General features: G+C 67.7%; 12 protein-coding genes. 7 read left to right on the forward strand and 5 right to left on the reverse strand.

Annotated elements, in window-relative coordinates; all coding sequences use genetic code 11:
- Window positions 1-46: 46 nt before the first annotated feature.
- The 4 genes from gorA to ACZK13_RS15125 form a co-directional block, all read right to left on the reverse strand.
- Window positions 47-1,405, reverse strand: coding sequence for a glutathione-disulfide reductase (gorA, locus tag ACZK13_RS15110; RefSeq protein ID WP_253144900.1), 1,359 nt, complete (start codon window positions 1,403-1,405; stop codon window positions 47-49).
- A complete protein-coding gene (locus ACZK13_RS15115) occupies window positions 1,402-2,652 on the reverse strand; it encodes an NAD(P)/FAD-dependent oxidoreductase (RefSeq protein WP_253144904.1) in 1,251 nt (416 codons plus the stop codon). Before ACZK13_RS15115 ends, gorA begins: the two co-directional genes overlap by 4 nt.
- 3 nt (window positions 2,653-2,655) lie before the next feature.
- Window positions 2,656-3,900, reverse strand: a complete 1,245-nt coding sequence (locus tag ACZK13_RS15120; RefSeq protein ID WP_125893980.1) for a DUF418 domain-containing protein — start codon at window positions 3,898-3,900, stop codon at window positions 2,656-2,658.
- A gap of 99 nt (window positions 3,901-3,999) precedes the next feature.
- Complete coding sequence (locus ACZK13_RS15125) at window positions 4,000-4,482, reverse strand: FKBP-type peptidyl-prolyl cis-trans isomerase (protein ID WP_049398704.1); 483 nt, start codon at window positions 4,480-4,482, stop codon at window positions 4,000-4,002.
- A 111-nt stretch (window positions 4,483-4,593) separates the two neighbouring features.
- Here ACZK13_RS15125 and ACZK13_RS15130 point away from each other — a divergent pair, with 111 nt between their 5' ends.
- Entirely contained in the window at window positions 4,594-5,133 is a 540-nt protein-coding gene (locus ACZK13_RS15130; RefSeq protein WP_110714359.1) for a C40 family peptidase, read from the forward strand.
- Between the two features lie 131 nt (window positions 5,134-5,264).
- The gene (locus tag ACZK13_RS15135; RefSeq protein ID WP_005414115.1) at window positions 5,265-6,038 is read left to right on the forward strand and encodes a C40 family peptidase; all 774 of its coding nucleotides are present in this window, start codon (window positions 5,265-5,267) and stop codon (window positions 6,036-6,038) included.
- Window positions 6,039-6,299: 261 nt separating this feature from the next.
- On the opposite strand, the gene ACZK13_RS15140 is transcribed toward ACZK13_RS15135, so the two are convergent.
- On the reverse strand, window positions 6,300-7,634 hold the full coding sequence (locus ACZK13_RS15140; protein ID WP_006381938.1) for a dicarboxylate/amino acid:cation symporter: 1,335 nt from the start codon (window positions 7,632-7,634) through the stop codon (window positions 6,300-6,302).
- Window positions 7,635-7,788: 154 nt separating this feature from the next.
- Between ACZK13_RS15140 and ACZK13_RS15145 the strand changes: the two genes are divergently transcribed.
- The 5 genes from ACZK13_RS15145 (at window position 7,789) to ACZK13_RS15165 (ending at window position 13,205) form a co-directional block, all read left to right on the forward strand.
- Complete coding sequence (locus tag ACZK13_RS15145; RefSeq protein ID WP_197615832.1) at window positions 7,789-9,495, forward strand: alkaline phosphatase; 1,707 nt, start codon at window positions 7,789-7,791, stop codon at window positions 9,493-9,495.
- The gene (locus ACZK13_RS15150) at window positions 9,492-10,037 is read left to right on the forward strand and encodes a WG repeat-containing protein (protein ID WP_032128996.1); all 546 of its coding nucleotides are present in this window, start codon (window positions 9,492-9,494) and stop codon (window positions 10,035-10,037) included. The genes ACZK13_RS15145 and ACZK13_RS15150 overlap by 4 nt, the downstream gene beginning before the upstream one ends.
- Before the next feature lie 716 nt (window positions 10,038-10,753).
- Window positions 10,754-12,040, forward strand: coding sequence for a tRNA lysidine(34) synthetase TilS (gene tilS, locus ACZK13_RS15155; protein ID WP_185749954.1), 1,287 nt, complete (start codon window positions 10,754-10,756; stop codon window positions 12,038-12,040).
- A gap of 36 nt (window positions 12,041-12,076) precedes the next feature.
- Window positions 12,077-12,337, forward strand: coding sequence for an exodeoxyribonuclease VII small subunit (locus ACZK13_RS15160; RefSeq protein ID WP_005410522.1), 261 nt, complete (start codon window positions 12,077-12,079; stop codon window positions 12,335-12,337).
- The gene (locus ACZK13_RS15165) at window positions 12,327-13,205 is read left to right on the forward strand and encodes a polyprenyl synthetase family protein (protein WP_121504580.1); all 879 of its coding nucleotides are present in this window, start codon (window positions 12,327-12,329) and stop codon (window positions 13,203-13,205) included. Before ACZK13_RS15160 ends, ACZK13_RS15165 begins: the two co-directional genes overlap by 11 nt.
- The last annotated feature ends 59 nt before the right edge of the window (window positions 13,206-13,264 follow it).

The raw sequence follows: 13,264 nt of genomic DNA on the forward strand, positions 1-13,264 counted from the left end.
AAAGAGCGACGGCCGAGCATGGGCTCGGCTCTGCAGCAACCGCAGGTCAGCGCATCAGCACCACTTCCTCGGCCGAGGTCGGGTGGATCGCCACGGTGTCATCGAACTGGGCCTTGGTCGCGCCCATCTTCACCGCCACCGCGAAACCCTGCAGGATCTCGTCGGCCGCTTCGCCCAGCAGGTGGATACCTACCACGCGTTCTTCCGGGCCGGCGCAGACCATTTTGAACAGGCTGCGCTGGGTACCGTTGGCCAGCGCCTGCAGCATCGGTCGGAAACGGCTGTGGTAAACGCTCACCTGGTCGAAACGCGCGCGCGCTTCTTCCTCGCTCATGCCCACCGCACCCAGCGGCGGGTGCGAGAACACCACGCTGGCCACGTTCTCGTAATCCATCTTCGACTGCGGGCGGCCACCGAACAGGCGATCCATCAACCGTCGCGAAGCAGCCACCGCCACCGGGGTCAGGCCGACCTTGCCGGCGATGTCACCCACCGCGTGCACGCTCGGCACGCTGGTGGTCTGCCATTCGTCCACCTGCACCTGCTGGTGTTCGCCAATGCCGATGCCGAGCGCTTCCAGGCCCATATCACGACTGTTGCCGCGGCGGCCGGTGGCGAAGAACACCGCGTCGAACACGCTGTCGAGCGGGCCGTCATGGCCGAACGCACGTACGCGTTCGCCATCGCGCTGCAGTTCGCGCAGGCGATAGCCGAAATGGATGCGCACGCCCTGCTGCTTCAGGTTCTCGGCCAGCTGATCAGTCAGCTCGTAATCGAAGCGATCCAGCAGCCGCTGGCCACGCACCAGCAGGCTCACCTTGCTGCCCAGTGCCTGCAGCAGGCCGGCCAGCTCCACCGCGATGTAGCCACCGCCGATGATCGCCACCTCGGCCGGCGCCGCACGCAGGTCGAAGAAATCATCGGAGACCAGGCCCAGTTCCGCGCCGGGGATATCAGGACGCAGCGGGTGCGCGCCGGTGGCGATCAGGATGTGCTCGGCGCTGTAACGCACGCCATCACTGCAGGCCACGGTATGCGCATCGAGCAGATGGCCGCGCGCCGGAATGCGCACCACGCCGGTCTCATCCAGGCGTTTGTGGTAGCTGGTGTGGATGTTGCTGATGTAGGCCTGGCGATGGATCACCAGTTCCTTCCACGACAGCGCCGGGCGCGCCTGAACATCGAAGCCCATCGCACTGGCCAGGCCGATGCGCTCGTGCAGGTCGGCCGCCAGCCACATCGCCTTCTTCGGCACGCAGCCAACATTGACGCAGGTCCCGCCCAGCTCACCGGGCTCCAGCATGGCCACGCGCTTGCCGTGCTGCGCGGCGCGGATCGCGCCGGCCAGGCCGGCGGAGCCGCCGCCAAGGACGATCAGGTCGTAATCATAGGATGCAGTGCTCATCGGAATCGCTCGGGTCGGTAAGGGGCAGGATCGATCGCTGGCGTGCGGCCGCAGACGAGATCGGCGATCAGCTGGCCGGTGCCGGCGCTCATGCTGATGCCGAGCATGCCATGCCCCGCTGCAAGCCAGACGTGAGGATGCGCGGGCGCGCGGCCGATCAACGGCACGTCGTCCACGCTCATGGGGCGCCACCCGCACCACTGCTCCTGCAGCTGCGCACCGCGCGGCGCGCGCAGGTAGTGGTCGGCGGCCTCCTGCAGGGCCTGCAGGCGGCGCGTGCGCAGCTGCGGGTCGGCGCCGGCGAACTCCATGGTGCCGCCCAGGCGCAGCGCGTCGCGCCAGGCAATCACGAACACGGAATGGTCCTTCAGCACCACCGGGCGCTGCGGCACCTGCACCGGTCGCGACCAGGTCAGCGAATAGCCCTTGCCGGGCTGGATCGGCACGCGCAGATCCAGTTGCCGTGCCCAGCGCGGCGACCACGGTCCGGTGGCCAGCACCAGCTCGCGTGCGTGCAGCGTGCGTTCGCCGACGTGCACGCGCACACCCTGCGCGTCGGTGCTGAAATCCTGCATGTCCGCCTGCTCCTCGATCACCACGCCCTGTGCACGCAGCACGCGCGCCAGTTCGGCGGTGTAGCGGTCCGGACGCAGCTGCGCATCGCCGGGGAAGTGGATCGCGCCGGCAATGCGATCATGGAAAGCTGGATTGTCGCGCGCATAGTCGGCGCCGTCGATGCGCGCCGTGGCGATGCCCTGCGCGTTCAGTGCCTCACACTCGGCGGCGTGGTGATCGAAATTGCGGGCATCGCCAAACACGTAGTCCAGACCACGGGTATCGAATTCGCAGTCCAGCGCATGCACCTGCACCCACTCGGCCAGACGCAGCCGGGAATCATTCAGCAGCGCAGCGCGGGCGTGCGTGGCCTGCAGCCAGTCGCGGGCATTGCAGCGTGCGCTGAACTGCAGCAGCCAGCGCCACAATGCAGGGTCCAGTCGCGTACGCACGTACAACGGCGCACGCGGATCGAGCATCCAGCGCAGCGCGCGCAACGGTACGCCAGGCGCTGGCAGCGGCGGCGCGTGGCTGGGGGTGATGGTGCCGCAGTTGCCATGCGAGGTCGCGCCGCCGACACGCCCACGGTCGATCACGCGTACCTGCCGGCCCTGTGCGCGCAGCGCGAGCGCGACGGCCAGTCCAATGGCACCGGCGCCGACCACGATCACATCCTCGCGCGCGCCCTGCATCGATCAGCCCTGCCCGGCCCCGCGCCGCATCGGCGGCCACTGCCGGTAGGTCATCGCACGCCACAGCCATTCCATCGGCCCGAAACGGAAGCGGCGCAACCACGCGTGCGAAATGCCCACCTGCACAGCGAACAGCAGTAGTGCGAACAGCAGCTGCACGCTGCGCGGCATCACCTCGAACCATCCCAGTCCGTAGTGATAGAAAAGCAGCGTGCAGACCAGCGACTGCGCCAGGTAATGGGTCAGCGCCATGCGCCCCACCGGCGCCAGCCAGGCCAGCCGCGTGCGCCAGTGCACGATCCACGCCAGATAGCCCAGGCACATCGGCAGGCCGCCTATGGTCACCAGGCCCATCGCCGCCGTCACCGGAAGGTTGTAGGCGCCCGGTGCCAGGTAGGGTTTCCAGGCGACGCCGATCAACGTGACCAGCAGGCCCAGCGGCAACGCGATCCAGCGCAGCGACGCGTACAGCCGCGGGAAGCGCTCCGGCGCCGCCAGCGCGCCACTGCCGGCGAACCAGCTGCCGATCAGGAACATGCCCAGCACTTCCGGGCCGGTGATCAGCAGCGCCCCCATCGACGTACCGAACTCATTCAGGCGCTGCACATTGGCCTGCGCCCAGCTGCCCTGCCCGTACACCTGCCGCTGCAGCTCAGTGCTCCGCTGCGCCTCAGCAAGCATGCCCTGCACATCTTCGGCCGAAGCCATCGACACCATCGCGCCGACCAGCAGCATCATCGCCACACCGCCGAGGTAGACCATCAGCCCCATCCACGGCAGCCAGCTGCGTGGCGCCTCACGGCAGGCCAGCAGCGGCAACGAGATCAGTGCATACATCACCAGAATGTCGCCGGACCAGACCAGCAGTGCATGGCACAGACCGATCAGCAGCAAGCCAGCGCTGCGGCGCAGGTAGAACGGGGTGAAGTCGCGCCCGGCGGCCTCAGCGCGCTGCGCCATCACCGCGAAGCCGGCACCGAACAGCAACGAGAACAGGGTGAAGAACTTGCCCTGCACGAACACGTAGACAAAGGCATCGGCCCAGTAGTCGATGCCCTGCCAGTGCACGTCGATGCCGGTGAACGCCAGGTCCAGCGGCCCGCTGAAGGCCTCGATGTTCATCAGCAGGATGCCCAGCAGCGCAGCACCGCGCAGCACGTCAAGCACGGCGATGCGTTCGCCGGAAGCCACCGGCTGCAGGGAAGGAGAAGCGGCGTTCACAGGGCGTCCGTCGGGCAGGTCCGCCATTATGCCGCCGGCCTGCGCGCCATGGATGGCCGCGCCGTGTTCCACAAACGCAACGGCCCGCCGAAGCGGGCCGTTGCTGCCATCACGATCGCACTGCGATCAGTGCTGGTGACCGCCGTCGCCGTGGACGTGGCCGTGGTCGATTTCTTCCTTGCCGGCTTCGCGCACATCGACGATTTCCACGTCGAAGTGCAGGTCCTTGCCGGCCATCGGATGGTTCAGGTCGACGTCGACGACGCTCATGCCGACCTTCTGCACGGTCACCGCACGCGGGCCGAAGTTGGTCTGCAGCACGACCTGCTGGCCCGGAGCCAGCTTGGTGTTGCCGAAGTGCTTCTTCGGCACGCGCTGGGACAGGCCCTCACGACGCTCGCCGTAGGCATCGGCAGCGTTGACGTCGACGCTGAAGGTCGCGCCGGCTTCCTTGTCCATCATGGCGTTTTCCAGGCCCGGGATGATGTTGCCGTGGCCGATCAGGATCGCCAGCGGCTCGCCGCGGTCCTTGGACGATTCGATCGGCTCCTGGCCGACTTCGGAAACGGTGTAGTGGAAGCGGACAACGCGGTCTTTTTCGATCTTCATGCGCAACTCTGTCTGGATCTGCCGGAGGCAGGCGGGTTGGGGCGGGTTGTCGCCCGGCGGGGACGCCGCCATCATGACGGCCAATCCAAGGTGGCGCATTATCCGGAGATCATGCACATCACGCCAGTTTCGTCCGGCCCCCGCCGGTTCCTCGCCCCGGCCCTGCTGCTGGTCCTGCCCCTGCTGATGACCGCCTGCGGCGGCGGCAAGGCCACCCGTCCCGCGCCACCACCGCCAACCGCAAACTGGCCGAAGACCGTGCCGGACAATCCCGAGGCCGCCAACTCGGTGCTGATGCGCGCCATCAGCCTGGTCGGCACCCCCTATCGCTATGGCGGCAATACCCCCGACTCCGGCTTCGACTGCAGCGGCCTGGTCGCCTACGTCTACCGCGAGATGCTGGACCTGAAGCTGCCACGCACCTCGCGCGACCTGGCGGCGGTACAGGGCCCGAAGATCGACCCGCAGCGCCTGGCCACCGGCGACCTGGTGTTCTTCGGCAGCCGCGGCAGCGTCACCCATGTCGGCATTTATGTGGGTGAAGGGCGCTTCGTGCACGCGCCGAGCACCGGTGGCACGGTCCGGCTGGACTCGCTCAGCGGTCCGTACTGGAAGGACCACTACACCGGGGCGAAACGCGTCCTTCGCTAAGATGAACAGGCGATATGTTCAAAATTGTGACGCACATCACCATGCAACTAACGATTTTCTAACGGAATTTTTAACTTATTGCCGCTTTTACAGGGCATGATGCCCCATCGTTTTTTTCCTGTGACCGACGCGTGACGACTGACGACCTGAAAAGCGAAGGCCAGACTTCCGTATCTTCACGTAGTGCCCGCCCGCTGTTGCTTGGCCTGGCACTGTGCCTGACCAGCCTCCCGGCCTGGTCGCAGACTGCTCCGAACCGTTCCGATGTGACCCCGGCCCCGGTGGCCGAGAGCACCGCCCGACCGGCCGCCAAGGCCGAGGCTGCCGCTCCGCAGCGCAGCCGCGTCGATGCCGCCGCCAGCGCCACGCTGGCCGCCCTGCTGCCGCACCTGGCTGCCAACGACACCATTCCGCTGATGGACCGCTCGGCCGTGGTGGCCGGTGATCTCAGCCGCCTGCTCGCCAACTACGACACCAGCAGCGCCGCCAATGGCAGCGTTGTCGGTACCGCGGCCGACAACGGCAAGGTGCAGTCGCTGCTGCGCCGCGCGATGACCCTGCTGGGCACCCCGTACCGTTGGGGTGGCAGCAACCCGGACAGCGGTTTCGACTGCAGCGGCCTGGTCGGTTACGTGTTCCGCTCGGCCCTGGGTATCGAGCTGCCGCGCGTCTCCCGCGAAATGGCGCACGATGACAACGCCGAACTGATCAACGACCGCACCGCACTGGCTGCCGGTGACCTGGTGTTCTTCGGCCGCAAGGGCCGCGTCGACCACGTCGGCATCTATGTTGGCGATGGCCGCTTCCTGCACGCACCGAGCTCCGGCAAGGACGTCCGCGTGGACACCCTGCTCAGCGGCTACTGGGGCAACAAGTTCATGCAGGCCCGCCGGGTCGATCTCTGATCTGACCGGTTGGCGCTACCGCGCCGCCTCACAAGAGAAAGCCGCTGCCCTGCAGCGGCTTTTTTGTTTGCGCCCCCACTGGGTGCCGACCTTGGCCGGCACTGCGCCACCTGCCCCAGTGGGTGCCGACCGTTGGTCGGCACTGCGGCCATCCACGCATGGCGTGGATCTACCAGGGACCTACCCTGATCGGCACCGCGCCAGTCAGCTCCAAAACGAAAAGCCCGCCGGTCAGGGCGGGCCTTTCATCTCCACGCAACCTCAGGCGCGTGGCGGTGTCGGGTCCGGATCGTCCACGCCGACATTGCTGGACGGGTTGTCATACACCGCCTGGTCGAGCAGCCCGGTTTCCTTGGCCACGATCACCGGCACCAGCATCTGGCCCGTCACATTCGTCATCGTACGCATCATGTCCAGGATGCGGTCGATGGCATACAGGTAGCCGATGGTCTCCAGCGGCAGGTTGGCTGCGCTCAGCACCACCGTGGCCATGATCACCGCGGTACCCGGCACGCCGGCGGTACCGAAGCTGCCCAGCACCGAGGCAATCAGCACCACCACGTACTGCTCCGGGGTCAGCGGCACACCGCTGTACTGCGCGATGAACACCGCGCACAACGCCGGGTAGATCGCGCCGCAGCCATCCATCTTGATGCTGGCACCCAGCGGCACCGCGAACGAACCGTAGTCCTTGTTCACGCCCAGGTTGTGGGTGATCGAACGCAGCGCCACCGGCATCGCGGCGAAGCTGGACGAGCTGACGAAGGCGACCTGCATGCCCGGCGCCGCGCCACGGAAGAACTTCAACGGGTTCAGGCCGTGCGCCAGCAGCAGTGCGCTGTAGACCACCACGATGTGCAGTGCGCAGGCCACGTACAGCGCCAGCACGAAGTGGCCCAGCGGCAGCAGCTTCTCGAAACCGTAGCTGCCAACCAGGCCAGCAATCAGGCCGAAGGTGCCGATAGGGGTGACTTCCAGCACGAAGCGGGTCACCTGGATCATGATGTCGCTCATCTGCCCGACCAGCTTGCGCGCCTCGGTCACCTTCTCGCCCAGCTTGACGATGGCAAAGCCGACCAGGCCAGCGAAGAAGATCACTGGCAGGATCGAGCCGCGACCGGCAGCCAGCACGGTTTCACCGGCCGCATTGACCTTGGTGCCGATGCCGGACAGCGCGTAGAAGACATTGGCCGGCACCACGTCCAGCAGCACCTGCACCACGCTGGGCACTTCGCGCGGCACGTAGTTGCTGGCCATCGACAGCTGCAGGCCACCGGCGCCGGGCTGCAGCACGGTACCCACGCCAAGGCCGACGCACACCGCCAACGCGGCGGTGATCACGAACCACAGGAAGGTGCGGCCACTGAGCGCGGCGACCGACTTCTGGCCGTGCAGCGACGAGATTGCGTTGATGACCGCGAAGAACACCAGCGGCACGGCGATCATCTTGATCAGGGTGACGTACAGCTCGCCGAGCGGGCCGAACCACGTTTCCGCGGCCGGGCCGAGCGCCCAGCCGGCCAGCGCGCCGAGCACGAAGCCACCGACCACGCGCTGCCAGAATGGAATCCGCAGCCAGGCAGAGACCAGCTTCATAGGCAATCCAGAGGGGAAGGAAGGGATGCTGGCACGATAGCCCAAGGCGGCCCGCAGAACGACCGCCCGGCCGGCAAATCAGTGTGTCATCGGCGTGCCTTGCGAGGGCGGGCATAATGAACGTCCCGTTACAGTTTGTGAGATCCCAGCGTCCATGCGCCGTTCCGTCTCCCTGTTGGCCGCCTGCGCCACCACCCTGCTGCTGGGCGCCTGCGCCAGCACCACCCCCGCGTCCGCCCCGGCCGGCGTGAAGGTCGCCGTCAACCCCGTTGCCCATCCGGCCGGCGAGACCCCGCAGTGGTGGTACCGCAGCGGCGCCGCCCAGGCCGCCGCCAACGGCGCGATGTCCGGCAAGGCCAAGAACGTCATCCTGTTCCTCGGCGACGGCATGAGCCTGACCACGGTGGCCGCCTCGCGCATCTACGAAGGCCAGCAGAAGGGCGGCTCGGGTGAAGAGAACCTGCTGTCCTGGGAGCGCTTCCCGGCCACGGCATTCAGCAAGACCTACAACACCGATTCGCAGACGCCCGATTCGGCCGGCACCATGACCGCCATCACCACCGGCGTGAAGACCCACATGGGTGCGATCGGCGTCAGCGCCGGCAGCCGGACCGACTGTGCCGACAGCCTATCCAAGGGCCTGCTGACCTGGCTGCAGCTGGCCGACAGCGCCGGTCTGGCTACCGGCGTGGTGTCCACCGCGCGCCTGACCCATGCCACTCCGGCCGCCACCTACGCGCACTCGCCCGAGCGCAACTGGGAAAACGACACCGACCTGACCGAAGCCGCGAAGGCCGCCGGCTGCAAGGACATCGCCCAGCAGCTGTTGTCCACCTCGCGCTATGGCCGTGGCCCGCTGGTCGCCCTCGGCGGTGGCCGTGGTGAGTTCACCACCGTGGAAGAGCGCGATCCCGAGTACGACGACAAGGTCGGCCAGCGCCTGGACGGCCGCAGCCTGGTGCAGGAATGGCAGCAGGCGCATCCGCAGGGTGCCTACGTGTGGAACAGCAAGCAGCTGGCCGCCGCCGCGAATGCGCCGGCCATCCTTGGCCTGTTCGAGCCGGACCACATGCGCTACGAGTACGAGCGCCCGCAGGATCCGGGCGGTGAGCCGAGCCTGGCCGAACTGACGGCGGCAGCCATCAAGAACCTGGCCAAGCACCAGGAAGGCTACGTGCTGATGATCGAAGGCGCGCGCATCGACCACGCCAACCACAGCGGCAACGCCTACCGTGCGCTGACCGAGACCGTGGCCCTGTCCGACGCGGTGCGCGTGGCCAACGAACTGACCTCGGCCGACGATACCCTGATCATCGTCACCGCCGACCACTCGCACACCCTGAACTTCGTCGGCTACCCGGCACGCGGCAACCCGATCCTGGGCAAGGTGAAGGACAAGGGCGGCGAAGATGGCGCCGGCAAGCTGGACTACGCGCTGGACGGCACCGGCCAGCCCTACACCACGCTGAGCTACGCCAACGGCCCGGGCCACACCGGCAGCAGCAACCAGCAGCCGGCCGGTCCGAAGCGTTACCCGCACAACCCGAGCAGCTTCGAACCGGCCAACGGCCGCCCGAACCTGCGCGAGGTCGACACCGAGCATCCGGACTACATGCAGGAAGCACTGGTGCCGATGAAGTCCGAGTCGCACGGCGGCGAAGACGTCGGTATCTGGGCACGCGGCCCGGGCAGCAAGGCGATCCGCGGCACGCTGGAACAGAACGCGATCTACCACATGATCGTGCAGGCCACCCCGGCCCTGCGCGAGCGCCTGTGCCAGGCCGGCACCTGCGACGACAAGGGCGTGCCGGTACAGCTGCCGGCGCCGACCGCATTCGAGCGCAAGGCCGAGGCCAAGTGATCGTGAGGCAGGCCCACCCTGCCCCTGCCAGCGGCCGCTTCGCGCGGTCGCTGGTCCTGCTTGGCGTGCTGGTCAGTGCCAATGCAGCGGCACAGGCACCGGCGTGCAAGCTGCTGACCGACGAACACGGATTGTGGCCGCTGCCCAACTGCGAAGTGGTCGATCACCGGCCGAAGATCAGTGCCGACACCTTGAAGGACCTGAATTACGACGACCATGGCCTGGCCGTGGTGTACGCCGACCAAGGCTTCCACTACGTCAACCGCAAAGGCCGCAGCCTGCCGGTACTGACCTGGGACAACGGTCCGGAAACGCCGCAGGAAGGCCTGCTGCGCGCCCGCGTCGGCAACCGCGTGGCCTACTTCGATCTGAAGTTCCGCCAGGTGGTGCCCGGCACCTTCGATTTCGGTTGGCCGTTCCAGGATGGCGTGGCCGAAGTCTGCAATGGCTGCCGGCGCGGCACGCCGGATGCCGATGGCCACACGCCGATGGAAGGCGGAGAGCGGTTCCGCATCGACCGTTCGGGTCGTCGGGTAAAGTAGGTTTTTCGGCAGGGCTGCGCCCTGCACCCGCAGACGCAACGGCAACGGCCGAAGCAACAGCAACAGCGTGCATTCCGTGGGATGGCGGGGCACTGTGGGTTTGCGGGGACGGCGCAAGTACGTCCATGTAGCCTTGATCGCCGCATCCCTGCGGCTCACACCCCGCAAACCCACAGTGCCCCGCCTCTGACAGATCTCCGCGGCTGTTGGTAGGTGTCGACCTTGGTCGACACATCTGTCAGATATCGAATGAGTCATCCACGCATGGCGTGGATCTACTGTGTCGACCAAGGTCGACACCTACCAAAGCGGTGCACGACACCGTTCCGACAGATCGCGGCCAACTGTCGAAGGCGGGGTGGGTCCGGTTGCGGGGGCGTGAGCCGCATGGGCCCGAGGCATGCCTCGGGCGGGTTGGGCAGGACGCCCAACCCCGGTCTTGCCGTGTGCGCAGGACTGCGCACACGAGCAAGCGGCGACCGAGCTTACATGGGTGAGGGCGCTTTGCTTGCGAAGCACTGCTTCGCAAGCGCCCGAACGCACAGCCGCCAGCGGCTGGGCCGGGCCCCGGAGGGGGACTTGCAGCGGCCCCGCAACCGGCCCCACCCCGCCAACCCTCAGGAAACCCGCTTCTGCTGTTGCTTCGGCCGTTGCCGTTGCTTGCGCGTCTGCGGGTGCAGGGCGCAGCCCTGCCGACCAACCCTATACTTGCCGCCGTGAGTGAATTCCCTGCCCTCGTTCCGCTGGATGCGCCGCTGCTGGTGGGCTACAGCGGTGGTGTCGACTCCACCGTGCTGCTGCATTGGCTGTGGTGCTGCGCGCAAGCTTCCGGCACGGCGCTGCGCGCGGTGCACGTGCACCACGGGCTGCAGCCCGATGCAGATGACTGGGTGCTGCACTGCCAGCAGCAATGCGACGCCTGGGGCATCGAACTGGCCGTGCACCGCGTGCAGGTCGAGAACGGCACAGGCCTGGGCACCGAGGGTGCCGCGCGACTGGCACGACGCGCCGCGTTCGCGGCCGAACTGCGCGACGGCGAAACCCTGGCGCTGGCACAGCACCAGGACGACCAGGCCGAGACCTTCCTGTTGCGCGCCCTGCGCGCTTCCGGCGTCGATGGCCTGGCGGCGATGTCCACGCACAGCCGCCTTGGCGAAAAGCCTCTATGGCGACCGCTGCTGGCAGTGCCACGCAGTGCACTCCTCGACTATGCCCGCCAGCATGCACTGCACTGGATCGAAGACCCCAGCAACGCCGACGACCACGCCGATCGCAACTTCCTGCGCCTGCAGGTACTGCCACTGTTGCGCCAGCGCTGGCCGCATGCCGCTGCGGCGATGGCGGGCAGCGCAACCCACTGCGGGCAGACCCGCGAACTGCTTGACGAGGAAGACGCCGAGCTGATCGCACACCTGGAAGTCGCTCCACGCGTGCTGTCGCTGCAGCTGCTTCGCCAGGTCTCACCGGGCCGTGCCGCACGCGTGCTGCGTGCCTGGGTGGCCGGCCACGACGCGGCACCGCTGCCGGCCACCGTGCTGCAGCAGGCGCTGGACGAGCTGCTGCCGGCCGACAACGATCGCCAGGCGCGGGTGCGCTGGCACGATCACGCGATCCAACAGTGGCGCGACCACGCCTACCTGCTGCCGGCCCGGCTGCCTGCGCTTCCCCACGAGTGGCAGGCCGAATGGGATGGACGCGCACCGCTGCCATTGCCCGATGGTGGACAACTGCGCCTGCAGGGCACCCCGGCCTTCGAACGCCCGCTGCAGGTCCGTACACGCGTGGGCGGTGAGCGCATTCTGCTGCCCGGTCGCCAGCATTCGCACGCGTTGAAGGACTGCCTCCAACGCGAACACCTCGCCCCCTGGCGCCGCGCGCAGCTGCCGCTGATCTTTGATGGCCCGCAGTTGCTGGCCGCCGCCGACGTGGTCATCGCCGCACCGCTGCAGGCCTGGTTGCAGGCGCATGGCGCGCAGTTGCAGTGGCGCCCGGGCGGCTGGTGAATTGACCCCCGCGCGCGGCCCGTCCACACTTGCCGCATGGCCAAGAAGTCCCCCGAAAACGCCTCCCCGGTCGCCCAGTTCGAGCAGTCGCTCGAATCGCTGGAGCAGCTGGTGGAGCAGATGGAAACCGGCGAGCTGAGCCTGGAAGCTTCGCTCAGTGCTTACGAACGTGGCGTCGGTCTGTATCGCCAGTGCCAGCAGGCGCTGGAGCAGGCCGAGCTGCGCGTGCGCCTGCTCAGCGATCCGGCGCAGCCGGAAGCATCCGAGCCTTTCGATCCGCCCAGCCATGACGGCTGAGGTTCTGTTCGCGCGCTGGCGCGACCGTATCGAAAGCCAGCTCGACGCCGCGCTGCCCTCGCCTGCCGAAGCACCGCAGCGCCTGCACCAGGCCATGCGCTATTCGGTGCTGGGCGGTGGCAAACGCATGCGCCCACTGCTGGTCTACGCCAGTGGCCACCTGTTCGGTGCGCAGCCGGAAAGCCTGGATGCGGCCGCCATGTCCGTCGAACTCATCCACGCCTACTCGCTGGTGCATGACGACCTGCCGGCAATGGATGACGACGCGCTGCGTCGCGGCAAGCCGACCACCCACATCGCCTTCGATGAAGCCACCGCGATTCTGGCAGGCGACGCGCTGCAGACCCGTGCCTTCGGCCTGCTGGCCGATGCACCGCTGCCGGCCACGCTGCGCGTGGCCTGCCTGCAGACCCTGGCCCACGCGTCCGGCGCCGCTGGCATGTGCGGCGGCCAGGCGCTGGATATCGATGCCACCGGCCAGCAGCAGACGCTGGCGGCATTGACCCGCATGCATGCCCTGAAGACCGGCGCGCTGATCCGTGCGGCGGTGCGCATGGGCGCGCTGTGCGGCCAGGCCCACGAACCTCAGCTGGCCCAGCTGGACAGCTTCGCCGACGCACTCGGCCTGGCCTTCCAGGTACGCGATGACATCCTCGATGTCGAGGCCAGTTCCGAGCAGCTGGGCAAGACCGCCGGCAAGGACCAGGCGCAGGACAAGAGCACCTTCCCCGCCCTGCTCGGCATGGACGGTGCCAAGGCTCAGCTGCACGAACTGGCCGCACGCATGCAGTCGATCCTGGCCGGGTATGGCGAAGAGGCCGATGCACTGCGTGCACTGGCGACGCTGGCGGTCGAACGCGATCATTGATCGCTCGCCGGGCACCGCCCGTCGCTCCCCGCACATGAAAACGCCCGGCAATGCCGGGC

Source organism: Stenotrophomonas sp. 99219_Sma (genome assembly GCF_056480785.1).